The 22,601-nt window shown below is 59.8% G+C and carries 22 protein-coding genes and 1 rRNA gene; 15 read left to right on the top strand and 8 right to left on the bottom strand.

The window, feature by feature from the left end:
* Positions 1–37: 37 nt before the first annotated feature.
* Together DXX99_RS05720 and DXX99_RS05715 are read left to right on the top strand one after the other, a co-directional pair.
* Positions 38–799: a prepilin peptidase gene (locus DXX99_RS05720; protein WP_115792545.1), complete on the top strand. Its 762-nt coding sequence runs from the start codon at positions 38–40 to the stop codon at positions 797–799.
* Positions 772–1,308 (top strand): type II secretion system protein, encoded by a 537-nt coding sequence (locus DXX99_RS05715; RefSeq protein ID WP_165847730.1) that lies wholly within the window; start codon positions 772–774, stop codon positions 1,306–1,308. Before DXX99_RS05720 ends, DXX99_RS05715 begins: the two co-directional genes overlap by 28 nt.
* A 60-nt stretch (positions 1,309–1,368) precedes the next feature.
* On the opposite strand, the gene DXX99_RS05710 is transcribed toward DXX99_RS05715, so the two are convergent.
* From DXX99_RS05710 to DXX99_RS11490, 4 genes are all read right to left on the bottom strand, one after another.
* Positions 1,369–1,728, bottom strand: coding sequence for a DUF6955 family protein (locus DXX99_RS05710; RefSeq protein WP_115792544.1), 360 nt, complete (start codon positions 1,726–1,728; stop codon positions 1,369–1,371).
* Between the two features lie 30 nt (positions 1,729–1,758).
* Entirely contained in the window at positions 1,759–3,135 is a 1,377-nt protein-coding gene (sat, locus tag DXX99_RS05705; RefSeq protein WP_115792543.1) for a sulfate adenylyltransferase, read from the bottom strand.
* Between the two features lie 357 nt (positions 3,136–3,492).
* Entirely contained in the window at positions 3,493–4,533 is a 1,041-nt protein-coding gene (gene gap / locus DXX99_RS05700) for a type I glyceraldehyde-3-phosphate dehydrogenase (protein ID WP_115792542.1), read from the bottom strand.
* Between the two features lie 3 nt (positions 4,534–4,536).
* Entirely contained in the window at positions 4,537–4,761 is a 225-nt protein-coding gene (locus DXX99_RS11490) for an amphi-Trp domain-containing protein (RefSeq protein WP_165847729.1), read from the bottom strand.
* Between the two features lie 138 nt (positions 4,762–4,899).
* Between DXX99_RS11490 and DXX99_RS05690 the strand changes: the two genes are divergently transcribed.
* The 4 genes from DXX99_RS05690 to DXX99_RS05675 are packed head-to-tail and all read left to right on the top strand — an operon-like array spanning position 4,900 to position 8,634.
* Complete coding sequence (locus tag DXX99_RS05690; RefSeq protein WP_115792540.1) at positions 4,900–5,652, top strand: tRNA lysidine(34) synthetase; 753 nt, start codon at positions 4,900–4,902, stop codon at positions 5,650–5,652.
* Positions 5,627–6,595, top strand: a complete 969-nt coding sequence (locus DXX99_RS05685; protein ID WP_115792539.1) for a 2-hydroxyacyl-CoA dehydratase subunit D — start codon at positions 5,627–5,629, stop codon at positions 6,593–6,595. Before DXX99_RS05690 ends, DXX99_RS05685 begins: the two co-directional genes overlap by 26 nt.
* Positions 6,592–7,839, top strand: a complete 1,248-nt coding sequence (locus tag DXX99_RS05680; RefSeq protein WP_115792538.1) for a 2-hydroxyacyl-CoA dehydratase subunit D — start codon at positions 6,592–6,594, stop codon at positions 7,837–7,839. The genes DXX99_RS05685 and DXX99_RS05680 overlap by 4 nt, the downstream gene beginning before the upstream one ends.
* Positions 7,840–7,845: 6 nt before the next feature.
* Positions 7,846–8,634 (top strand): acyl-CoA dehydratase activase, encoded by a 789-nt coding sequence (locus DXX99_RS05675; RefSeq protein ID WP_115792537.1) that lies wholly within the window; start codon positions 7,846–7,848, stop codon positions 8,632–8,634.
* Here DXX99_RS05675 and DXX99_RS05670 read toward each other — a convergent pair.
* Positions 8,618–9,109, bottom strand: a complete 492-nt coding sequence (locus DXX99_RS05670) for a DUF456 domain-containing protein (RefSeq protein WP_115792536.1) — start codon at positions 9,107–9,109, stop codon at positions 8,618–8,620. The two genes, DXX99_RS05675 and DXX99_RS05670, sit on opposite strands and share 17 nt — an antisense overlap.
* 76 nt (positions 9,110–9,185) lie before the next feature.
* Here DXX99_RS05670 and cobU point away from each other — a divergent pair, with 76 nt between their 5' ends.
* The 6 genes from cobU (at position 9,186) to DXX99_RS05640 (ending at position 15,629) form a co-directional block, all read left to right on the top strand.
* The gene (cobU, locus tag DXX99_RS05665; protein ID WP_165847728.1) at positions 9,186–10,028 is read left to right on the top strand and encodes a bifunctional adenosylcobinamide kinase/adenosylcobinamide-phosphate guanylyltransferase; all 843 of its coding nucleotides are present in this window, start codon (positions 9,186–9,188) and stop codon (positions 10,026–10,028) included.
* 62 nt (positions 10,029–10,090) lie between these two features.
* Positions 10,091–10,882: a DnaD domain-containing protein gene (locus DXX99_RS05660; RefSeq protein WP_115792535.1), complete on the top strand. Its 792-nt coding sequence runs from the start codon at positions 10,091–10,093 to the stop codon at positions 10,880–10,882.
* 18 nt (positions 10,883–10,900) lie between these two features.
* Positions 10,901–11,638 (top strand): ATP-binding protein, encoded by a 738-nt coding sequence (locus tag DXX99_RS05655; protein ID WP_115792534.1) that lies wholly within the window; start codon positions 10,901–10,903, stop codon positions 11,636–11,638.
* A gap of 75 nt (positions 11,639–11,713) precedes the next feature.
* Complete coding sequence (locus DXX99_RS05650) at positions 11,714–12,325, top strand: cell wall hydrolase (RefSeq protein WP_115792533.1); 612 nt, start codon at positions 11,714–11,716, stop codon at positions 12,323–12,325.
* Between the two features lie 120 nt (positions 12,326–12,445).
* On the top strand, positions 12,446–14,545 hold the full coding sequence (gene acs / locus DXX99_RS05645) for an acetate--CoA ligase alpha subunit (protein WP_115792532.1): 2,100 nt from the start codon (positions 12,446–12,448) through the stop codon (positions 14,543–14,545).
* 13 nt (positions 14,546–14,558) lie between these two features.
* Entirely contained in the window at positions 14,559–15,629 is a 1,071-nt protein-coding gene (locus DXX99_RS05640; protein WP_115792531.1) for a phosphotransacetylase family protein, read from the top strand.
* Here DXX99_RS05640 and DXX99_RS05635 read toward each other — a convergent pair.
* The 3 genes from DXX99_RS05635 to DXX99_RS05625 are packed head-to-tail and all read right to left on the bottom strand — an operon-like array spanning position 15,603 to position 20,236.
* Positions 15,603–16,466, bottom strand: coding sequence for a DegV family protein (locus DXX99_RS05635; protein WP_115792530.1), 864 nt, complete (start codon positions 16,464–16,466; stop codon positions 15,603–15,605). The genes DXX99_RS05640 and DXX99_RS05635 overlap by 27 nt on opposite strands.
* A 10-nt stretch (positions 16,467–16,476) precedes the next feature.
* On the bottom strand, positions 16,477–18,033 hold the full coding sequence (locus DXX99_RS05630) for a DAK2 domain-containing protein (RefSeq protein ID WP_115792601.1): 1,557 nt from the start codon (positions 18,031–18,033) through the stop codon (positions 16,477–16,479).
* The gene (locus tag DXX99_RS05625) at positions 17,945–20,236 is read right to left on the bottom strand and encodes a transglycosylase domain-containing protein (RefSeq protein WP_115792529.1); all 2,292 of its coding nucleotides are present in this window, start codon (positions 20,234–20,236) and stop codon (positions 17,945–17,947) included. The genes DXX99_RS05630 and DXX99_RS05625 overlap by 89 nt, the downstream gene beginning before the upstream one ends.
* Positions 20,237–20,329: 93 nt before the next feature.
* Here DXX99_RS05625 and tyrS point away from each other — a divergent pair, with 93 nt between their 5' ends.
* The 3 genes from tyrS to DXX99_RS05610 all read left to right on the top strand — a co-directional run.
* Positions 20,330–21,547, top strand: a complete 1,218-nt coding sequence (tyrS, locus tag DXX99_RS05620; RefSeq protein ID WP_115792528.1) for a tyrosine--tRNA ligase — start codon at positions 20,330–20,332, stop codon at positions 21,545–21,547.
* A 42-nt stretch (positions 21,548–21,589) separates the two neighbouring features.
* Positions 21,590–22,255, top strand: coding sequence for a sporulation protein YunB (yunB, locus tag DXX99_RS05615; RefSeq protein ID WP_115792527.1), 666 nt, complete (start codon positions 21,590–21,592; stop codon positions 22,253–22,255).
* A 271-nt stretch (positions 22,256–22,526) separates the two neighbouring features.
* Positions 22,527–22,601, top strand: a 16S ribosomal RNA gene (locus tag DXX99_RS05610); the annotation flags it as partial.

The following is a 22,601-nucleotide window of genomic DNA, read 5'->3' as shown; positions in this document are numbered from 1 at the left end:
TCGGAATTCCTGCGCCGGCTGAAAGAGGGGTCGTAGGGTGGTAAAAGAGCTTTTTCTTGTGGGGGCTTTCGCCCTGGGCCTGGTGGTGGGAAGCTTCCTCAACGTGGTGATCTACCGCCTGCCTCGGGGGGAAGGTGTGGCGCTGGGAAGGTCGCGCTGCCCTTCCTGCGGGGAAACTTTACGCTGGTACGATCTGGTACCGGTCTTGAGCTTTTTGCTCCTGCGGGGGCGCTGCCGCTACTGCTCCGTTCCTATCTCCTGGCGCTACCCCCTGGTGGAGCTCTTGAGCGGCTGCCTGGCCCTGGCGGTGGCGGCCCGCTTCGGCTTAGGCCCCGAAGGGCTCAAGTACTACTTTCTGCTTTCGTGCCTGCTGGCCGCCTCTTTCATCGACGTGGAGTACTACATTATCCCCAACCGGCTGGTGCTGACCGCCTTTTTGATAGGTGTGCCTCTGGGGATCTGGGCTCGGGATGTGAGCCTTTCCTCGGCCCTGGTCGGCGCTTTGAGCTCCGGGGGCTTTCTTTTTTTCCTGGCGCTAGTGAGCCGAGGCGGGATGGGAGGAGGAGACATCAAGCTGGCAGCGGTTTCCGGCCTTTTCCTGGGCTGGCCGCTGGCGTTTTTAGGGACTTTCCTTGGCTGCCTCATAGCCGGCGTCTGGGGCATAATTCTCCTTCTCACGCGTCGCAAGGGGCGCAAAGACCATATTCCCTTCGGCCCCTTTCTCTCCTTGGGATTCTTAGTCGCCCTTTTCTGGGGGAGAGGGATCTGGCAGTGGTATGCTTCGCTGCTAGGGTTTTAAAGAGGCGCGAAGGCGGTTTCAGCCTGCTGGAGCTGGTGGTGGTTCTAGCTATATCCGCCATCCTGGTGAGCGGCCTGTTTCTCTCTTGGCGGCGGTGCTTGTCTCACCAGGTGCTCCAGACCAGTTCCGTGGAGCTCCTGCAGGAGGTGAGACTGGCCCAGGAGCAGGCTTTAAGCACTGGGGAAACCTGGGAGGTGCGCTTTTACCGGAAGGGAAAAGCGCACTTTTACGGGATATGGCGGGAGGGAGAAAGCGAGCCCTGGCGGGAGAAGGAACTCCCGCAATCGGTGGTTATCCACGCCACCTCCTTCCGCCGACAGGGCGATTACCGCTACGTGCGCTTTGCAGGGCGAAGCACCACCTTCGACGCGGGTACGGTGGTCCTGCGCAGCGGCAAAGACTACCGTTTCCTCGTGGTCTCTTCTAAGGGGCGAATCCGTCTCGATACCAAACCGCCGGGTGGCTGGCCGGAAAGCCCGGAGGAGTGGCAGCGCAAATGGCCCTTGTGAAGAAATTAAGCGCCGGGGAAAGATCCCCGGCGCTTGGACTTATTCTGGGCTTTAAGAGCACTACTCTGTTTCTATCTCGGGAGCGGGCAGGAAATCGGACTCTTTGGCAGCCAGTTCCTTAATTTCATCGATCCTCGCCAGCACCGCTTTTACTACCTCTTCGCCAAGGCTTTTCTGCTTTGCAATTTCCTCGAAGAGGGCCCTCTTGAAGGCTACGGGCGTGTCGGTTATGCAGGCGCGAGAGTCGATACGGGCGGTTTCGAAGGCCTTTAGAAGGTCGTTCTTGACCTCTTCTCCAACTTTTACTTTGAGAAGCTTGAGCTCTCCTCCGAAAGCGGTTTCGATCTTGCTCTCGACCGCGGACCCCTTGATCTTCTCTAGTCTGTAATCGTCGAGGAAAACCTCAACAGTGTATTCCATGTTTTTAACCTCCCTTTTTCAGGAATTTGGTTAGTCCAGATCGGGAAGGTCCACTTCGAGCTCTTCCTCTTTCCGCTGGACGTACCTTTCGTTGACGAAGGGATAGTTGAACTTCTTCCACCACTTCACGACTACCTTGAAGACCTCGGGCCTCATGATGACGACAGGCGGCTGGACTCCTTCTGCCACGAGCCCTCTGATCAGGGAACCCGAGAGCTTCTCCTTTTCTTTGGTGTGGTTGCAGTTCTCGCTGTAAGCCATCTCCTTGCAGACAGGGCAGTACCAGAACTCTCTCATGTTCTGGGGCCTGATCAGCAATCCTCCCTCGACCTCGTTCACGGGCTTATCGAAGCCGTAGCTGGGGATCCCCTTCAACCAGAGGATCTGGGTAGCGTAAGAGTCGTAGTACTCACCTACTGCGGCGTGGTCTCTTCCAAACATGTGGTGAGTGCAGCCCATGTTCTGGCGAATTATGCCGTGGAGCAAGCTCTCCAAGGGGTTACCATATCTCATGTCCCACAGAGTAAAGGTTACCATATGCCTCTCGGGTTTAATGTACCCGTACTTATTTACCGCCTCGTGAGCTTCCAGGATGGCCTCGTCGGGATAATCGCCCCTTCTCTTAACGCCGATTATGGCGTTCACCAGAATCCCATGGCAGGGCTCGACGTCACCGGTGTAGGCCGCGTTCTTCATAAGGTGCTCGTGCCCTACGTGGGGAACGTTTCTGGTCTGGTGGGCAATGGCCGTCCGCCAGCCCCTCTTCTCCATGACTTCCCTGCATTTTCTCGGCGGGAGCCAGAACCTATCGAAGGGCGGCTTGAAAATGGGCTCGTTGATGATGGTGTATTTCCCTGCGAGAATGATGGGCTGGTGAGACCTATAGATGACCCAACCGGGGTGCTTATCATCAAATTTCTCGCGGACCACCTCGGGGTTGGTTTCGGGGGAGCCGAAGGTCCTGTTTGCCAGCTCTTCCGGATCGATCTCGTAAATCTCTTCGATGTCGAGCATGGCAAAGGGCTTCCCTTTAAGCCTGAGGATGAGCCTATCTCCTTCGCTTACTCCAAGCTTTTTATAGTCTTCCCTCGAAATGTCGAAGAGAATGGGGTAGGGGAAGACCCATCCGGAAAGAAGTCTCCTCTTGGAAAGAACGCTTTCCAGCTCCGCACTAGTCATGGAACCCTCAACTGGGCTGAAGAATCCATAGCAGACGGACATTATCTCGCGATAGACGTTCCTGACCGGGACTCCCCTCTTATAGTGGAGGGTCGGCTTGATGTCGTAAAAGGCGCAGTACTTCGTGCAGGCAGCAAGATACTTCTTGGCGATGGTTCTGTCGGTAATAACCCGCTCAACGAGCTTTCCTCCATGAGGCATGGGCCTGTTAAAGTACAGTCCTGCCATTTTGCCACCTCCTAAGATTTTGAGAATGCTTACTTAGGATTGCCTTCCGGAGTTCCAAAAGTGCAGCGCCTGGTTCTGACGGTTCCTTCGGCTTTGAGGACGGAAGAAGAACGATTCCCTTTAAGGCAAAAGGGCGGTTTTTCCCTCTCTTTCCCTTTGCTTGCCCGGCGTATCTCCCTCCTTTAAAACTGCTTGTGATTACAAGAACGTTCACCCGCAAAAAGAAAGCGAAGCCAATGCTTCTACCACGAAGTTTATAGGGTTCTCTTAAAAGCTGTCAACCCGCGAAAATAGCCCTTTTTGCCCGTTTTAGGGCATTGTTACGGAAGTAACTACTCTTAGGCTTAACTTTCGAAGCTAGACGTGCATTGGAATCCTAGGAGCGGTGACCAGGTTTTCCTTGGTCGCCATGAAGAGGAGCAGGTCGGCCACCCGGCAGGAGTAGCCCCACTCGTTGTCGTACCAGCCCAGTACTTTTACCAGCACCTCGTCGATCACCATGGTGGAGAGGGCATCGAAGATGCAGGAGTGGGGGTTGCCGTTGAAGTCGCGGGAGACCAAGGGCTCCTCGCAATACTCGATGATTCCCCGCATAGCCCCCACGCTAGCCCGGCGGAAAAGCTCGTTGACCTCTTCTACCGTGGTGGGGCGGCTCACCTCTACCACCAGGTCGGTTAAGGAGACGTTAGGCGTGGGCACGCGCACGGCTATGCCGGTGATCTTTCCCTTGAGCTCGGGAAAGACCACAGTCACCAGCTTGGCGGCACCAGTGGTGGTGGGGACGATAGAAAGGGCAGCCGCCCGCGCCCGACGCAGATCCCGGTGGGGAAGGTCCAAGAGGTTCTGGTCGTTGGTGTAGGAGTGAACGGTAGTGAGCGCTCCTCGCACTATCCGCAGGTTCTCGTGCAGCACCTTCACCATGGGCGCCAGGCAGTTAGTGGTGCAGGAGGCGCAGGAGACGATGTGGTGCTTCTCCGGATCGTACCAGTCTTCGTTAACGCCCATGACGATGGTAACGTCCTCCCCCTTGGCAGGGGCGGTGATGATCACCTTGCGAGCTCCAGCCTCCAGGTGCCGGCGCGCGTCCTCTGCTTTGGTGAAGCGACCGGTGGCCTCCACAATAAACTCGGCTCCTACTTCCCGCCAGGGAATGTGCGCCGGGTCTTTTTCGGCGAAGACCCGCACCGGCCGCCCGTCCACTTCGAAGGCGTGCTCCTTCGCCTCCACCCGGCCGGGGAAGCGCCCGTGCACCGAGTCGTACTTCAAAAGGTGCGCCAGGGTCGCTGCATCGGTGAGGTCGTTGACGGCCACCACTTCTATGGCCGGGTGCCGGTAGACGGCGCGGAAGAAGGCCCGCCCTATCCGCCCGAAGCCGTTGATTCCCACTTTAATAGCCATAAGTCACTTCCCCTCCTCACGGACTCCCTCTTCTACAAACCATTCTATCTCGACCTCTAGCTTTTTACTGCCGTTTTCCTCTTCCAGCTTAACCTCCAGTAGAGCTCCGCCGGGAAGGCTAACGGTAGTGTTCCCCAGCTTAAGCTGCCCTGCCCGTACCTGGGCGGTGAGGTCTACCAGGAAGCCTACGAGCTCCTCCCTCCCTACGCTTTTCTTGAGCTTATACATGTAACCCTCACCCTCCCCCTCGGAATTTTCCTCCGTAGTTTTCCCTTTATCCTTTCGTCTTAAAGCTTCTCTTTTCCTCTTTTTTGGTAGAACGAGGAACGGTTGATTTCGGCTCAAGAGGCGAGGCATAATGGGGACATGAAGGAGCCCAGGTTTTTACGCTACGTCAAGCGGGCCATCGAAGACTACGAGATGATCGTGCCGGGAGACAAAATAGCCGTTGGGGTGTCAGGGGGCAAGGACAGCGTGGCGCTGCTGCGCATCCTGGCTCACCTGCGCGATTACTCCCATCTCTCCTTCTCCATGGTAGCCGTCATGGTCGACCCCGGCTGGAGGGAGGTGGATGTTGGCCCTCTGGCCGACTTCTGCAGTAGCTTTGATATTCCTTTTTATCTGGTAAGGCATCCTATAGCCCGGATAATCGCGGCCAAGGGAGAAAACAACCCCTGCTCTCTTTGCGCCAAGTTGCGGTCGGGCCTGCTTTACGGCAAGGCGGTTTCTCTAGGGTGCCGGCGGGTAGCGCTGGGGCATCATTTGGACGACGTGATCGAGACCTTCTTTTTGAATCTGGTGCACGCGGGATACCTGCGCACCTTCCGCCCGGCCGTTTTCCTGGAGCGGATGGGGATTCACCTCATCCGCCCCTTCAGCTATGTCCCCGAATCGGCGCTGGCTCATTTCGTGGCCAGAGAGGGCCTGCCGGTGCTGCCACCCCTTTGCCCCTACGCGGGCAAGACGCAGCGAGCGGCCATGAAGGAGATAGTCGAGTTCATCGCCCAGCGCTACCCCTACTTCCGGGAGCGCTTCCGCACCGCTTTGCAGAACGTGAGCCTCGCCGATCTCTGGAAGCAGCGGAGGCCGAAAGATGACCACGGTGAGCTGGGTTTGTAGCTACACCCCCAGGGAGCTTTTCCGGGCCCTGGGCTTTGGGGAGCGTCGTTTATGGGGTGTCGACCCCCGGGGGAGCGCTTTGCCTCACCTGGCGGCCAATCTCTGCGGCTACTCCCGGGCCTGCCTGGCCCAGGCTTCGGGGGAGGAAAGGCCGGAGGTGCTGGTGGTGGCTGGTTCCTGCCATGCCCTCATCCATCTCTATGCCGCCTTGCAGCTCGAGGGCTTGAAAAATCTCTTTTTCCTCCCTTTACCGCGCCTGGGTGCTTCAGAAGCCGAAGAGTTCTTTGCGGCGGTGCTTAGGCGTCTGGCGGAAGAGCTGGCGGCTGTCAGGGGGGGTAGAATGGACGAGGAGAGGTTGAAAGAGGAGCTGCGGGTGGGGGTGAGGGAGCGCCGGGAGAAGATCCGGCTTTTCCGGGAGCCGGTCTCCGGCTTTTCCCGCTACCTTTATCTGCGTGGGGAAGGGAAAGATTTGACACCCGCTCGCTCCGGTTTTCCTCGTTTGGCTTTAACCGGCAGCCCTCCCCCACCGCGCCTTCTACAGTTGGTGGAGGAGTGCGGGGGGTGTCTCGCCGTGGAGGATTGCTGCGGCGCCTACCGGGATCTATACTTCCCGGAAGTCGGGGAGGCGGAGGACCCTTTCCTTACTCTGGCTCGTCTCTACCTGCGGCGTCCTCCCTGCCCCCGGATGGTGGGGGATCGCGCGCGCAGGTTTAAGTACCTACAGGAGCTGATAAGAGATTTCCGGGTAGAGGGCATCGTCTACCATACGGTGAAGTTCTGCGATCACGCCCTTTACGAGTTGGCAGCGGTACGGCGGTGGGCGGAAAAAGAAGGAATACCCCTCCTCTGGGTGGAAACGGAATACGGTGAGCCGGGGGAGCAGGTTCGAGTCCGGCTGGCGGCCTTCGTGGAAATGCTGGCGGCGAGGCGGGAAAGCTTATGAACTTTTACGAGCATCTCAAAGCCCGAGTGGCGGAAGGGCTTAAACGCCACGCCCTTACCAACCCCTTGACCTACCGGGTGCTCAAAACCTTGGCGAGGCGCAGCTCTTTCCCGCTACGCTTCCAGCAAAAGCTCACCCTTTTCGCTTTGGAGGAGACGGAGCGGGCTTTCCGTCCGGGGAGCAATCCGGTGGTTTTCACCAGCGCCTTTTTCCCCACCGAGATCGTCCGGGCTTTGGGCTATGTGGTTTTCTCGCCGGAGGTGGCGGCGGCTTTGGCTTCCAGCCTGGGGTTGGCCCCTTCCTGCCTGCGGGAGGCCGAGGGTGCCTGGTACGGAAGGGACACCTGCTCCTTTCACCGCTGCGCGGCGGGGGCGCTGGAGTTGGGTCTTTTTCCTAAGCCAGATGCCTTTTGCGCTTCCACCCACCTCTGCGACGGTGCACCCCAGCTCTTCGCCAATTTGGCGCGGCGACTCCGCGTCCCCTTCTTTCTTCTGGACGTACCCCAGGAGGAAAGCCCGGAGGCGTTGGCATACGTTGGCCGGCAGCTGGAGCGCCTATACAGGCAGCTGGCCGAGTTGGGTGGGAGGAGACCGGAGGAGGAGGCGCTGGCTGAAGCGCTTGAGGCTTCAGAGCGCTTTCGTCAGGCCCTGCTGCGGATAGAGTCTTGCCGCAAGGGGAAGAGCTTTCCCTTGCCGCCCGACTTTTTCCTCAACAACCTGGTCTACCTCACCTTTGTGGGGCAGGGAAGCGGCGAGGCAGCTCGCATGCTGGAACTTCTGGCGGAGGAACTGGAAAGGCTCCCTTCTTCGCCAGGGAGGGTGCGTCTACTCTGGCTTCACCTCAAGCCCTACCACGACCCCTCCCTCATGGCGTGCCTGGCCCAGAGGGGGGCGACGCTGGCCAGCGAGGAGATGACCCACGTCTACTGGCCAGAGCTCGATCCGTCCCTGCCCTACAAGAGCCTGGCACGCAAGGTTCTAAGCCACTTCGCCCACGGCCCCGCCACCCGGCGGGCGGCCACCCTGCGGCGGTTGCTGGAAGGGCAAGCCTGCGATGGGGTGGTCTGTTTTGCCCACTGGGGTTGCCGGCAGAGCTCGGGGGCGGTGGAGATTTTACGGGAATGCTTTTCCCGCTGGGGCATACCCTTCTTGGTCTTGGAGGGAGACTGCGTGGACGGCGGCGCTGTCGGGAAGGGGCAGGCGCTCACGCGGTTGGAGGCTTTTCTGGAAATGTTAGGAGGTTAGGGTAGTATGCTGGTAGCAGGGATAGATGTGGGTTCTCTTTCGTCTGAGGCGGTTATTTTGGACGGGGAGAAGATTCTTAGCTACAGCATCCTGGCTACGGGGGCGAACAGCCGGCGGGCGGCCGAGCGGGCCCTGGAGGAGGCCCTGCGGGCCGGAAATATAAGCCGGGAAGAGATTGGCTACGTGGTGGCCACCGGCTACGGCCGGATAAATGTGCCCTTTGCCCACCGGCAGGTGACGGAGATCACCTGTCATGCCCGGGGGGCGGTTTACCTCGTGCCCGACACCCGGCTGGTGATCGACATCGGGGGGCAGGACTCCAAGGTGATAAAGGTTGGCCCCGGCGGGGTGGTGGAGGACTTCGTGATGAACGACAAATGTGCGGCAGGCACGGGACGTTTTCTAGAAGTCATGGCCCGAGCTTTGGAGACCGACCTGGAAGGGTTTTCGGAGCTGGCTTCCAGAGCCCGACGGGCGGCTACCATAAGCAGCATGTGCACCGTCTTTGCCGAGTCGGAAGTGGTGTCGCTCATCGGGCAGGGAGCGCCTCGGGAGGAGATCGCCTTGGGTCTTTGCGAGGCCATCGCCGAGCGGGTGGCGGCTATGGTGCACCGTCTGGGCAAGCCCCAGCCCACGGTTACCATGACGGGAGGCGTAGCCAAGAACCGAAGCGTGGTGCAGGCTCTTTCCCGCAGGCTGGGAGTGGAGGTGGTGGTGCCACCGGAGCCGCAGATAGTAGGGGCTTTGGGGGCGGCTCTCATCGCCCGCTCTTCTCTGGCTAGGGGTGTAGTGTAACCCATAGGAACCACCCTATCATGGTGAAGGCTAGGAGGAGCTTGATAAATGTGCCTCCCAGGAACCCCAAGAGGCTACCCCAGCCCACTTTCAGGGCGCGGTAAAGGTCGAAGCGGGAGGCCAGAAGCTCAGCCAGGAAAGAGCCTAGGAAGGGGCCGAGGATCACTCCCCACGGCCCCAGGAGCAGGATCCCGAAAAGGAGACCCAGCATGCCGCCCCATAAGGCCAGGCGGGATCCTCCCTGGCGGCTCACTCCCCAAGCGGTGGCCAAATAGTCTATGAGGAAAGAAAGGGCCACGGCAGCTACTTGACCCAAGACGAAGGCCCAGGTGAAGCCTTTGAAGCCGGTGAGTAGCCCGTAAAGCAAAATTCCCACGAAGACGAGGGGCACTCCCGGAAGCACCGGCAGGATTATTCCCACTATGCCGGCCAGAAAGAAAAGTCCGGCCAGGATCCACGCCAGGATTTCTACCAAGGGTTCGTCCCCCCGGAATTTTTTATTGAGCTTACCGAAGCTTAAGGTTAAGTGTCAACGTGCGGAGGCGAAAGGCATGCAGAGCGGCGTGTTGGTAGTAGAGCTTTTCCTTCCCGCCGCTTCCTCCTTGAAGGAGAGGCGGCAACGCCTGCGGCGGGTGGTGGAGAAGCTGCGCCAGCGCTTTAACGTGGCGGTGGCGGAGGTAGACGGACAGAACTCCTGGCAACGGGCTGTTTTGGCCATAGCCACGGTGGGTGGAGAGGAGTGGCGGCTGGAACTCGTGCTAGACCAGATATTGCGCTTTTTGGAGGGGTGTCCTGAAGTGATGGTAAGCGGCTACCGGAGGGAGCTTCACCCCCTGGGACACAAGGAAGACTCTCTCTTCCCTCGGGTTAAAGCGGGGCTTAACCATTTCATCTTGGTGACGGGAGGGGCGCGCAGCGGGAAGAGCCGCTTCGCCGAAAGCCTTTTGCGTGAGGAGCCGGAGGTCCTGTACCTGGCCACCGCCGTGATTACCGACGCCGAGATGGAGGAGCGTATTAAGGCCCACCGCTCCCGGCGCCCCCGCCATTGGCGTACCCTGGAGGAGCCGGAGGAGTTGCTCCGGGTTCTGGAACAAGTGCCTTCCGACCGGGCTTTGCTTCTGGACTGCCTGGGAATATGGGTTTCCAATCTTTTAGTGGCTGGGCGGGAGGCGAAGGAGATAGAGGAGCAGGCGAGGGAGCTGGTAGCGGCTTTGCGGCAGCGGGAGGGGCGGACGGTGGTGGTCACCAGCGAAGTGGGGATGGGCTTGGTTCCTACCAGCGCTTCGGGAAGGGTTTACCGCGACCTTCTGGGCAGTATCAACCAGATGCTGGCTCAGGCGGCCGATATGGCATATTTGGTTGTTTGTGGTTTACCAGTGCAAATAAAGCCTTGATTTCCATAAAGGTTTGGGCCGGGGCGAGGAGAAATTTTAAGGTAGGTCGGGAGGTGAGGGACTTGGCGGGCAAGCGGAGTCGTCCGATCAAGGTTTACCGGGAAGGAGATTTGCTGAGCGCTTTCGGCGCCGACCTTCTGGCGGGGCACGGTCTTTTTGTACCCAGCCTTTTGCTCCGCGCCTACAAGCGAATAGGCCTTTCCGACCTGGGCATGATGATCGTGCTCCAGCTCCTGTGCCTCCGGTTAGAAGAAGGAAAGCTTCATGTAAGGCCAGAGGACTTGGCCGAGTACCTCACGGCCGGGGTAGAAGAGATAGCTTCTGAGCTTGAGCGCCTGCAGGAGAAAAAAATACTAGGCCTAGCCGAGTATTACGTTGAGGGGCAGAAAATGGTAGGGTTTGACTTCCAGCCCTTTTTTGAAAAGCTGGCAGAAATATGGGCCTTAAGCCGCTCCAGCGAACTGGAGGCCATAAAGCAGGAGGGGAAGGAGGAAAGAGGGGGGCTTTTCGACGCCGAGTTCGGCCAGCTCTATTCCCTTTTCGAGCAGGAGTTTGGGCGGCCACTGAGCCCTCTGGAGGCGGAGCAGATCTTGAAGTGGCGGCAGGAGATGCCGCCGGAGTTGGTGCGGGAAGCCCTGCGTCGGGCCGTGCTCATGGGAAAGCGCAACTTTAAATACATCGGGAGCATCCTCTCCGAGTGGCGCAAGAACAACTTAAAAACTCTGGCCGAGGTGGAGGAGTACGACCGGCAGTTCGAGGCAGGGAGGCAGCGGCGCAAGAAGAAGGCGGAAAAGGAGACCGAGGGTAATCGGGACAAGAAAAGAGCTCTTATCAAGTCCCTTTACCTTTCCTAAGAGGTCGGTGGCGGAAAGATGGAGTGCAGTCAGTGTGGAGGGCGAGGGCTCATAGTCCGGGGGGACAAAGCGTATCTCTGCCCCACCTGCCGGCGGCGCAAGATAAAGGCGCGCATCTTAGCCCTCTCTAAGCTCACCCCTCAGATGCGGAAGTATACTTTCGACCGCTTCGACTTCCGCTTTTACTCCCCTTACCTCCGGGACGAAGAGAAGGGGATAACCTACTACGAATCGGCTCGGCGGGCGGTGGAGGCGGCCAAAGCCTTTGTTCGCGATTTTCTCTCCGGGAAGGCGGAGGAAGGGCTGATCTTCACCGGGGCCGTAGGCTCAGGAAAAACTTTCCTGGCCTGCTGCATAGCCAACGCGGTGCTGGACGCTGGGAGGGAAGTCCTTTTTCTGGTGGTACCCGATTTTCTGGATGAGATAAGAGCCAGCTATGACGAGGAAGGCGCCTTTTCGGAGCAGGAAATTCTCCTTACCGCCAAAACCGTTCCCCTCTTGATCTTGGACGACTTGGGGGCCTTCATCTACAGTGAGTGGGCGCGGCAGAAGATTTACTCCCTGCTCGATTATCGACTTAACCATCGTCTGCCGGTGGTGGTCACCACTAATGTTCGGCTCGAAGATCTGGGAGAATCTTTGGGGGAGCGCACCATTTCCAGACTCATAGCTCTCTGCCGCCCTTATCGCTTGCTGGTGGAGCACGACATCCGCATACTCCTGCGCCAGGAGAAGGAAGCCGACCGCAGGTTCTAGCACCGTTTAACAGAAGCCTTGAATAAAGAGCCACGTTCGTTGGTTAAAATCTTCCCTTGAGAAAGGGGGTTTGACATGCGGCGAACGTGGCTAGGGCTTTTGCTCGTGTTGACGACTGCTATTCTGGCCGGCGCGGGCAAAGCGGCCGCGAAGGAAATCTACACGGTGGCGGCAGGAGACACCCTGTGGCGCATAAGCCAGGCTTACGGGGTTACGGTGGAGGAGCTGATGGAGGAAAACGATCTCGACTCGCCGATCATTTTCCCCGGCGAGGTGCTGCGCATCCCCGAAAGCAGGGGGCTTAAAGTCATTTCCTCCCGCGACTTGGAGCTTTTGGCGCGGATCATCCATGCCGAGGCGCGGGGGGAAGAGTTCCTAGGGAAGGTGGCGGTGGGAGCGGTGGTGCTGAACCGCCTACGCCACCCCGCTTTCCCCAAAACCATACCGGAAGTAATCTTTCAGCGCACCAACGGGCTTTATGAGTTTACGCCGGTAGCCGACGGCTCCATTAACCTGGAGCCTGACGAAGAGGCCTACGCGGCCGCCCGCGAAGCCCTTAGAGGTCGAGATCCTACCGGCGGGGCCCTCTTCTTCTACAACCCGCGCACGGCTACGGACCGGTGGATACGCACTCTGCCGGTCACGGTGCGGATAGGTAACCACGTTTTCGCCACTGTAAAAAACTAGGGAGAGGGGTCCGGAAGGAAAAGCTTCCGGACCTTTCTTCTGTTTGAAGCAGGAAAAAAGGGGAACGGTAAAGAAAGCTTCGGTGGTTCGGGGATAAGACAGAGGGGGGAACGCGGAGGCATGCTGGAAGCCCTTTTTCGCCCGCAGAGCGTGGCAGTGGTGGGCGCTTCTCAAGATCGATCCAAAATAGGAAACATTATCCTACGCAACATTATAGCTTCAGGCTATCGGGGTAAGCTTTACCCCATCAATCCGCGTGCCGGGGAAATAGAGGGGCTGAAGGCTTTCCCGGCGGTTTCGGCCTTGGGTAAGGGAGCGGTCGACTTGGCGGTGGTGGCGGTACCCGCTCCTTCGGTTCTGGAGGTGGCGCGCGACTGCGGCGAGGCTGGAGTTAAAGCCCTGGTGGTGATCTCCGCCGGCTTTAAAGAGACGGGTAAGGAGGGCTTGGAAAGGGAAAAGGAGCTGGTAGCCATATGCCGGCAGTACGGCATGCGCCTCTTGGGCCCTAACTGCGTTGGAGTGATGGACACCCACACACCCCTTAACGCTTCTTTCGCCGCCGGCTTTCCGCATCGAGGAGAGATAGCCTTCATTTCCCAGAGCGGCGCCATGCTGGTGGCCATTTTGGACTGGAGCGTGCGGGAGGGGATCGGGTTTTCTCAGTTCGTGAGCATGGGAAACAAGGCTGACCTCGACGAGACCGACCTCATCGAGGCGGCGGCCAGAGACCCCCACACCAAGGTGATCCTCTGTTACCTGGAGGATATACGGGAGGGACAGCGTTTTTTGGAGGTGGCGGAGAGGGTCACCCGGGAGAAACCGGTGGTGGTCTTGAAGTCGGGTGTGAGCGAGGCGGGAGCCAAGGCGGCTTCCTCCCACACCGGCGCTCTGGCGGGCTCCAACATAGCTTACGACGCCGCCTTCCGGCAGGCAGGGGTCATTCGGGTCACCACCATGCGGGAGCTTTTCGACCTGGCGGTAGTCTTCGCTCGCCAACCCGTCCCCCGGGGCAGGAGGGTGGCGGTGGTCACCAACGCTGGCGGTCCGGGCATAGTGACGGCGGACAGTGTGGAGCGGCAGGGCCTGGAGATGGCTCGCTTCAGCCGTGAAACGGCGGAGGAACTCAGGAGCCGACTTCCTCGGGAAGCCAGCATCTTCAACCCGGTGGATGTGCTGGGGGACGCCCGGGTCGATCGCTTCCAGGTGGCCATAGAGAAGGTGCTGGCGGACGAGAACGTGGACGGGGTGCTGGTTCTCACCTGCCCCACGGCGGTTTCCGACCCCGAGGGCGTGGCCAAGGTGATGGCAGAACTCCACGCCCGTTTCCCCCATAAACCCATGTTGGGAGTGTTCATGGGGGGAGAGACCATGGCCGGTGGGGTGGAGGTGTTGAACCGGGCGGGCATTCCCTGCTTCACCTTCCCGGAGTTGGCGGTGGGAGCTCTGGCAGGATTGGTGCGCTACGGCGCCATCCAGGCGCGCCCGCCCAAAGAAGAGGTGCCTGCTTACCCTGATGTCCGCCCTGGGGAGGTAAGGCGCATTCTGGAGCGAGCGCGACAGGAGCGGCGGCGCGCGCTTCTTTCGAGCGAAGGGGCAGCGGTGGCTTCCGCCTACGGTATTCCGGTAGCGCCTATCAAGCTGGCCCAGCGGGCGGCGGAGGCCGTAACCATAGCGGCGGAGTACGGTTACCCGGTGGTGCTCAAGGTAGCCTCACCCGACATCTTGCACAAAACTGATATCGGCGGCGTGCGCATGGGCCTTAAAACTCCCGAGGAAATCCGGCAAGCTTTCTGGGACGTTATGGAGAGTGCGACGCGGCACTTTCCGCGGGCCAACCTTTACGGAGTAGAGGTGCAGAAGATGTACCCCAAAGGGGTGGAGCTCATCGTGGGCATGACGCGCGACTTACAGTTCGGCCCGCTCCTCGCCTTCGGACTGGGTGGAATCTACGTCAATCTTCTCAAGGACGTGGCCTTCCGCCTCTCCTGGGGGCTGGGACTGCGGGAGGTAGAGGCTATGATCCGGGAAACCAAAGCTTACGATCTCCTTCGGGGGTTCCGCGGGGAGAAGCCCTGCGACTTGAAAGCGGTGGTGGATGTGGTGGGGAGGGTGGCCCGCTTGGTCACCGACTTTCCCGAAATCGTAGAGCTGGACATCAATCCCGTCTTCGCCTACCCTGAGGGCGCGGTGGCGGTGGACGTCAAAATAACCATCGGTTGAGAGGTGAAGTGAAGTGGGTAAGCTTTACTTTGTGGGAGCGGCCGGAAGCGGCAAGACGGCGGTGGCCTTGGGTTTAGCCTTGCATTTGCGCGACCGGGGAGTGGCAGTGCGCTACTTCAAGCCGGTAGGTAACCCTCCAGGCGCGGCGGGAACGGGGGGAGACCGGGATGCCTCCCTGATGCAGGCGGTTTTGGCCCTTCCTTTTTCTCCTGAGGAACTGGCTCCTCTCACGCTGGGAAATTATTATCTCTCTACCTACCGCGACCACCAGGCTTGCCGTCGGCTGGTGGAGGCGGCCTACGCCAAGGTTTCAGACGGGGCGGAAGCCCTGCTCATTGACGGGGCGGCACGCCCCTGGGCCATGGCGGCTCTGGGACTAGACGCCTTTTCCCTGGCTAGGGAGTGGAAGGCTACCCTGGTTTACGTCCTGCGCCCGGTGAGCGACCGCAGTCTGGACGAAGCGCTCTTCCTAGCTGGCTGCGCTCGGGAAATGGGGGTAAAGGTGGCCGGCGTGATCTTCAACGACGTTCCCCGCGTCCTCCTGGCCAAGGCGGACGGCCTTTACCGGGAAATTTTAGCCGATAGGGGACTGGAGACCCTGGGGGTTATCCCCCATCAGGTGGAGCTGAGCGCTCCCACGGTGGCCGAGTTCTACGAGGTTCTGGGGGGAGAGATCTTAACCGGGGAGGATAAGCTGGGCAACGTGGTAGAGGATGTGCTGGTGGGGGCCATGACTCTGGAGAGCGCTCTGGCCTACTTCCGGCGCTCGGCCAACAAGGTGGTGATCACCGGCGGAGACCGGACGGAGATCGCCCTGGCTGCTCTGGAAACGGATATAGCGGCGCTCATCTTAACCGGCGGCATCTACCCCGACATGAAGGTAATCGTGCGGGCGGCGGAAAAGGGGGTGCCAGTCATCCTGGTCCACCACGACACCTACACGGTGATCAACCGCCTGGCCGAGGTGAGCCGTGTCATTCGGCCGGGCGACGAGAGGGCCATTTCCTTGGCCAAGGAGGTGGTGGCGGCTCATTGTGCCCTTGACCGGCTGGTGTCCCTAGCTATCGAGGCGCACGAGGCTTAAAGGAGTAACCACTACGCCGAAAACACTGGGGCCGGCGTGGGCGGCCACCACTGCCCCCACCCGCCCCTCGACTATTCGGCTTCCCGCCGGGAGGCTTCCTTTCAGCAGGGAGCGGAGCTCAGGGATGGGTTCAGGGTCGGCGGCGTGAAGCAGTTGGCAGAGAACCGGCTTCCCGGCGGCGGCTGCGCAGGCGGCTTCGGCCATCCGCCGCAGGAGCGCCTTTCTCCCCCTGACTTTCTCGTGGGGGCAAATGATCCCCTCTTCGAAGGTGAGGAGGGGCTTTATATTGAGCAGAGTGCCTACCAAGGCTTGGGCTTTACCTATGCGCCCGCCCCGCTGCAAGTAATCGAGGGAGGAAACGGAGAAAAAGGCGCGGGTCTGCGTCAGGCACTCTTCTGCCAGCCGGGCCACTTCCTCGTGCGGCCTTCCTTCCCGAGCCAGACGGGCGGCCGTCTCCACCCCTATCCCCAGTGCCCGGGCTACCAGGCGCGAATCGACGACCGTCACCTTGGCTTCGGGTACCAGTTGGCAGGCGGCTTGGGCGGAGCGCACGGTGCCGCTTAGCCCTCCGGAGATGTGAATGGAGACGATGCTCTTGCCGGCTAGGGAGAGGGTTCGGTACACGGAGGCGAAATCCGCGGGAGGGGGCTGGGAGGTACGGGCCATCTCTCCTGCCAATAGCCGCCGGTAAAAATCCTCTAGAGCGATCTCCTCCCGGTCGCGGTAAACTTCTTCACCGAAGATTATCCTTAAAGGAACCACGGTTATCTCTAACTCTCGGATCAGTTCCTCCGGCAGATCGGCCGTACTGTCGGTCACCACGGCTACCTGTCCCATCTAGCTCACCTCATTCGAAAAGCAAGAGCAAAGGATAATAGGGTTGGCCGCCATACTGGACTTCTATCTCCAACTGGGGGAAGGTGGCGGCCAGGCGAGAGGCCAGAACCTCCGCTTCTTCGCGGCATAGCTCCTTTCCCCAGAAGAGGGTAAGGATTTCCCGGCCCTCGGCTAGAAGCGTTACTGTCTTCAGCACCACTCCTTCCAGCTCCGGCCCGACCGCCAGGAGCCTGTCCTGCTCCAGGGCCAAGAAGTCCCCTTCCCGAATCTCCTTCCCTTCCAGGCGGGTGCTGCGCACTGCTCGGGTAATACAGGCGGTGGTCACTCTGCTGGCGGCTTCCTCCATGTTCCGGTAATTGTCCCCCAGGTCTTTGTTTTGGTCGAAGGCCAGGAGGGCGCGCAGCCCCTGGGGCTGGCTGGTAGTGGGGATAACCCTCACTTCCCGATCGACCAGTTCTCTGGCCAATTCGGCGGTTAGGACGATGTTGGGGTGGTTGGGAAGAAGGAGGATGCTTTCTGCCTCGACGGCCAAAATCGCCTTGACCAAATCCTCAGCGCTGGGGTTCATGGTGGCTCCTCCTTCGACTAGCGTTGCTCCCAACTGGCGGAAGAGGGTGGCGAAACCCTCTCCCTGCACCACCGCCACTACTCCCGTTCGGGCACGCTCACCCACCTGCTGGCGCATGTTGTCTATTTTGATGTCGTGAAGGCTCCCTCGCCTGAGGGCCTCTTCTAGCACCAGCCCCGGGTGATCGGTATGAATGTGCACCTTGAGCAGCCGTTGATCGCCCACCACCAGAAGCGATTCGCCCAGGGGAGCTAAAGCTCGCTTCAGTTCTTCGGCATCAAGCTTTTCCCCTCGCAGGACGAACTCGGTGCAGTAGGTGGAAGACAGGTGGCTGCCGGCAAGGCTAGGAAATTTCCGCTCCGGCGAAGGGATGGGGGAGGAGGGAGCTTCTACTCCCCGCCGCATTCCCTCTAAAATGGCGGCAAAGCCCCGACCGCCAGCGTCGACTACGCCGGCCTCCCGAAGCAGAGGCAAGAGTTTTGGGGTCTCGGCCACGGTGGCGGCGGCAACTCTTAAACTCCCCACCAGCAGGCGCAGGAGGTTGCGGCTCCTCTGGGCCACTTCTTCGGCTTCCCTGGCCGCTTCCCGCACTACGGTGAGAATCGTTCCCTCGGCCGGCCGGTCCACTGCCTGGTAAGCCAGGCGGGCACCCAAGTCCAGGGCTTGGGCTATGTCCCCCACTGTGGCTGTCTCCTTTCCTGCCAGGGCTTGAGCAAATCCTCTCATCACCTGGGAGAGGATCACCCCGGAATTGCCTCGCGCTCCCAGAAGCGCTCCCTCGGCCGCCCGGCCGGCCACCTCGCCGATGGCCGAAGGAGGAGGCTGGCCTATGGCGGCCACGGCCGCCGCCAGGGTGGCGCACATGTTAGAACCCGTGTCCCCGTCCGGCACGGGAAACACATTGAGGCGGTCAATCTCTTCGCGGTGCCTTTCCAGCCAGGCCAGAGCCTGGCGCAGAAGGGAGGCGAAGAGGGGGCCGTCTATCCTTTCTACCAGCATGATCCACGCTCCCTTCTTTCTCTTGATCTGATGGTGCTTTCTCCGGCGGAGGTGTAATCGGCTGTTGGTGCAGGTTGCAGGTAGCGGTGGGCACCCGAAGGTGGTAGTCCTCCACGCAGGAGGGTACCTGGTAAGGGCGCTTTATCATGACCTTGGTCACCTTTTCCGGGCAGTGCTCGGTGGCTAAAAGTCCCGTGGCGGCGCATAGTTCTACCAGCACCCGGGTGTCATCCACCTGGGAAGGCACTGTGCCCTCGGCGAAGATGTCGGTCACCAGGTCTTCCGGCGGGGTTAAGGGGCCGGGTAAAAGTCCCGACTTCCCGTCCACCGTGGCGGTCACAATGCCGGGCGGGCGGGGGAAGTCGCGCGGAGGCGTATCGCGTAAAGCTTCAGCCATGATCTTGCGCCAAATGGTGGCCGGCTTGCCACCGCCATACTCTCCCTTCATGGCCCGAGGCCGATCGTACCCCATCCAAACTACCCCCACGAGCTGGGGTGTGTAGCCACAAAACCAGGCGTCTTTGCACTCATCGGTCGTCCCCGTCTTGCCGGCTACCGGCCACCCCCCCAGGCGGGCGTTCTGCCCCGTTCCCTTTTCCACTGCCGAGCGCAGCATATCGGTGACCAGGTAGGCGGTGGTGGGCTTCATCACCTGTACTGGACGGACCTGGTGCTCTTCCAATACCGCTCCCGCTCGCGTCTCCACCCGCAGGATGGCGGTGGCCGGAGCAAGTCTTCCCTGGTTGGCCAGAGCGGCATAGGCTTGGGCCATTTGTAGCGGGGTGACTCCCTCATCCAATCCTCCCAGGGCGATCCCCAACCTCTCTCTGCGGGGGTCTATCTTTATCCCCAAACGGGAGACAAACTCCGCTGCTTTCTCCATTCCTACCTTGTCGAGCAACTGCACTGCTATGGTATTCACCGAGTAGGTGAGGGCTGTGCGCAGGGTAATAAGCCCCCGGTAACGACCGTCGTAGTTGCGCGGTTCGTAGGAGCCAAAGCGCACCGGTATATCGTCGAGGACGGTGGCTGGGGCGTAGCCTAGGTATTCTACGGCCGGGGCGTAAGCTATGAGGGGCTTGAAAGCAGATCCCGGCTGGCGGCGGGCGTGAACTGCGCGGTTAAAGCCCTGTCTCACCGAGGGCTGCCCCCTCCCCCCCACCAGAGCCAGGATCGAGCCGGTTTGCGGCTCGATTATCACCACCGCTGCTTGGGGCTGGAGCACCCCCTGCTCATCGCGCACCGAAGAGGGGAAGTTCTGAGGGTCGTTGAGCACCCTCTCGGCTATTTCCTGGATCCGCGAGTCTAAGGTGGTATAGACGCGCAGACCTTCCCGGAAAACCCGGTCGGCACCGTACCTGGCCACCAACTGTTCCGTCACATAATCCACGAAGTAGGCGCCGGGAGCTCCACTACCGTTAAAGCCTGGGTTGAGTTTAAGCGGCTTCTCTTTTAAGGCCTGGGCCTTGACGGGGTCAAGAAATCCCCAGCGCACCATAGCGTCGAGCACCACATTGCGGCGATCTAAAGCGGCTTTAGGGTTCTCGAAAGGAGAGTAAGCGGAGGGAGCTTGGACCAGACCGGCCAAAAGAGCGCCTTCCTCCAAGGTGAGTTGAGAAACGTCTTTGTTAAAGTAGGTGCGGGCGGCCGCCTGGATGCCGTAGGCTCCAGCTCCAAAGTAGACGTGGTTGAGGTAAAACTCCAGAATCTCCTGTTTGCGGTAGTGGCGCTCGATGGCCAGCGCCAAGATGGCCTCCTGAATCTTGCGTTTCCAGGTTCTTTCCTGGGAGAGGAAGCAGTTACGGGCTAGCTGCTGGGTAATCGTGCTGCCCCCTTCGTAGATCCCCTTCTTGGTAAGATTGTTCCAGAGCGCCCGCAGGACGCCCCGGAAGTCTATTCCTATGTGCTCGTAGAAGCGGGCGTCTTCCACGGCCAGAAAGGCGTTTTGCACCTCTAGGGGCACCTCTCCCAGCTTGACCGGTACCCGGTACTGCGTTCCCACTTCGGCTATGAGCTTTCCTTGGCTGTCGTAAAGGAGGGTGGAGGAGCTGCCGCTGAGCTTTCGGGGGTCGAAAGAGGGTAGATCCCTAAGACTATAAAGGAACGCTCCTGCCCCACCGGCCATCAGGAAAAGCCCGAGCAGAGAAACGAGCAGGAGAAACAGGCGGAAAAAGCTTAATCTTTTCTTGCGGCGTCGCGACATGCTATCCTTCTATAACCTTTTCTCCGCGCGCTTATTTGGCTTAAATTATACCATAAGCGGGATTAAGCGCAGTCGACCTAAGGGGGAAGGAGATTGAAGAGCGTAGCCGAGCAGTTGAAACTGATCAAGCGTGGAGTGGCGGAAATCATCACAGAGGAAGAGCTCGTGCGCAAACTCGAGCGCTCCTTAGCCACCGGGGTACCGCTCAACGTCAAGCTGGGGCTTGATCCTACCGCTCCCGACATACACCTTGGGCATACGGTGGTGTTACAGAAGCTGCGCCACTTCCAGGAACTAGGGCACCGGGCCATAATCGTCTTGGGCGATTTCACGGCCCGCATTGGCGACCCCACCGGCAAGTTGGAGACGCGCAAGCAACTGAGCGAAGAAGAAGTGCTGGCCAATGCACGCACCTACAAGGAGCAGATTTTCAAAGTACTGGACCCGGAGAAGACGGAGATCGTTTTCAACAGCGCCTGGCTGGCACCCCTTACCTTCGCCGAGGTTATCAAGTTGGCGGCGCACTACACGGTGGCTCGGATGCTGGAGCGAGAGGATTTCAACAAACGCTTCCGAGCGGGCCTTCCCATCTCCATCCACGAGTTCTTCTATCCCCTAATGCAGGGTTACGACTCGGTGGTCCTGCGGGCCGATGTGGAGCTGGGGGGAACGGATCAGCGCTTCAACTTGCTCATGGGACGCACTCTGCAGGAAGCTTACGGGCAGGAACCACAGGTAGCCGTTATGACTCCCATACTGGAAGGGCTGGACGGAGTACAGAAGATGTCTAAGAGTCTGGGGAACTACGTGGGAATCACCGAACCGCCGGAGGAGATGTACGGCAAGCTCATGTCCTTGCCGGACAAGCTCATCACCCGCTACCTGCGCTTGGTGACCGATGTTCCTGAGGAGGAGATCGACCGTATAGAGCGGGAGATGAGGGAGGGGAAACTTAATCCGCGCGATGCCAAGATGCTCCTGGCCCGTACGGTGGTCAAGCGCTTCCACTCGGAAGAGGCCGCGGTCAAGGCGGAGGAAGAGTTCGTTCGGGTCTTTCAGCGTCGTGAGCTACCTAGCGGAATTCCCGAATTTCCTCTTCCTCCGGAGCTGAGGGAAGGGAAGCCCATCCCCCTCTTTCGGCTTCTCTTCTTGAGCGGATTGGTATCGAGCTTAAGTGAAGCCCGGCGCCTTATAAGCCAGGGCGGAGTGCGGGTGGACGAAGAGAGAATAACCGACCCGCAGGTTCCCGTTGTGCCCCGGCCGGGCATGGTGCTAAGAGCTGGAAAGCGGCGCTTTGTGCGCCTGGTCTGAATAGACTTTTATGAAAGGATCGTGGCTTGAGGGTGGCGGCTTTTGTTTCCGGGGAGGAGGCCCCGTTACTGGTCGTGGATGGCCCTTTTCCTGCTCCTGGTGGGGGCAGGGGTGGTTATCTTTTCTTCACTGGAGCGCAACCTTTTCCCCACCATCGCCGCTCTAGCCGAGGCCAAGGCGACCCAGACGGCGGTGGAGCGGGTGAACCGGGCCATCCGCGAAAAGATCGCGGCGGAGAACCTCAAGTATCAGGATTTCGTCACCGTACACAAGGATAACAGCGGCCGGGTGGCTCTGGTGCAGGCGGATGCCGTGCGCGTTTCGGCCTTGGCTGCCGACCTGGCGGTTACGGTGGAGGAAGCTTTGGCTCAGCTGCAAGAAGAGACCTTCTATATCCCCTTAGGGCAAGTGTTAGGGAGCCAGCTCCTGGCCAGTTACGGACCCCGGATAGAAGTGCGCATCCTGCCGGTGGGCACGGTGAAGGTGCAGGTGTTGGACCAATTGGAAACGGCTGGGATTAACCAGACTCGCCACCGGCTCTTGCTGCATCTGGACGCTCAGGTTCGGGTGGTGGTGCCCCTGCAACAGCGCGATATTCAGGTAGCGGCTGACGTTCCTCTAGTCGAGGGCATCGTCGTGGGCAACGTCCCCCATACCCTGCTCACAGGAGGCGGCGTAATTTCTATTCCTGTGGAGGAGAAGCGCTAAGAAGCCATTCTTTCACCGGCTGGCGCTCTTTAACGGAGGTTTAACCTGAGCCTCCCCTTCGTTGACAGGGATACCGGGCCCGTGCTATATATAAAATTGCCCGGCGGCACCGAGAAGGATCGTGCAAGAGGTCCTTGACAGGGAACCCGGGCAGATGCTAAGATAGGCGTTGCGTGTGGTGAGCGACCGATCTTTGAAAACTGGATAGTGGTGGTTGAGGAGAGGAAGCAGGGGGTTAGGATCGGCCTTCTGTTAGGAAGCGTTTAAGCTTTTAACGGAGGGTTTGATCCTGGCTCAGGACGAACGCTGGCGGCGTGCCTAACACATGCAAGTCGAGCGGGCTTGT

The organism is Ammonifex thiophilus (assembly GCF_003368535.1).
Lineage (GTDB): Bacteria > Bacillota > Desulfotomaculia > Desulfotomaculales > Ammonificaceae > Ammonifex > Ammonifex thiophilus.
The sequence above is the reverse complement of the archived record's forward strand: the minus strand, read 5'-3'. Positions and strand labels throughout refer to the sequence as shown.

Bases quoted from the DNA above. Each gene is read 5' to 3' on its own strand.
- DXX99_RS11490 (WP_165847729.1), bottom strand. From the start codon at position 4,761: ATGTATAAGCTCAAGAAAAGCGTAGGGAGGGAGGAGCTCGTAGGCTTC.
- sat (WP_115792543.1), bottom strand. From the start codon at position 3,135: ATGGCAGGACTGTACTTTAACAGGCCCATGCCTCATGGAGGAAAGCTC.
- DXX99_RS05690 (WP_115792540.1), top strand. From the start codon at position 4,900: ATGAAGGAGCCCAGGTTTTTACGCTACGTCAAGCGGGCCATCGAAGAC.
- DXX99_RS05710 (WP_115792544.1), bottom strand. From the start codon at position 1,728: ATGGAATACACTGTTGAGGTTTTCCTCGACGATTACAGACTAGAGAAG.
- DXX99_RS05685 (WP_115792539.1), top strand. From the start codon at position 5,627: ATGACCACGGTGAGCTGGGTTTGTAGCTACACCCCCAGGGAGCTTTTC.
- DXX99_RS05635 (WP_115792530.1), bottom strand. From the start codon at position 16,466: ATGGGACAGGTAGCCGTGGTGACCGACAGTACGGCCGATCTGCCGGAG.
- DXX99_RS05680 (WP_115792538.1), top strand. From the start codon at position 6,592: ATGAACTTTTACGAGCATCTCAAAGCCCGAGTGGCGGAAGGGCTTAAA.
- DXX99_RS05675 (WP_115792537.1), top strand. From the start codon at position 7,846: ATGCTGGTAGCAGGGATAGATGTGGGTTCTCTTTCGTCTGAGGCGGTT.
- acs (WP_115792532.1), top strand. From the start codon at position 12,446: ATGCTGGAAGCCCTTTTTCGCCCGCAGAGCGTGGCAGTGGTGGGCGCT.
- cobU (WP_165847728.1), top strand. From the start codon at position 9,186: ATGCAGAGCGGCGTGTTGGTAGTAGAGCTTTTCCTTCCCGCCGCTTCC.
- DXX99_RS05650 (WP_115792533.1), top strand. From the start codon at position 11,714: ATGCGGCGAACGTGGCTAGGGCTTTTGCTCGTGTTGACGACTGCTATT.
- DXX99_RS05630 (WP_115792601.1), bottom strand. From the start codon at position 18,033: ATGCTGGTAGAAAGGATAGACGGCCCCCTCTTCGCCTCCCTTCTGCGC.
- DXX99_RS05625 (WP_115792529.1), bottom strand. From the start codon at position 20,236: ATGTCGCGACGCCGCAAGAAAAGATTAAGCTTTTTCCGCCTGTTTCTC.
- gap (WP_115792542.1), bottom strand. From the start codon at position 4,533: ATGGCTATTAAAGTGGGAATCAACGGCTTCGGGCGGATAGGGCGGGCC.
- DXX99_RS05655 (WP_115792534.1), top strand. From the start codon at position 10,901: ATGGAGTGCAGTCAGTGTGGAGGGCGAGGGCTCATAGTCCGGGGGGAC.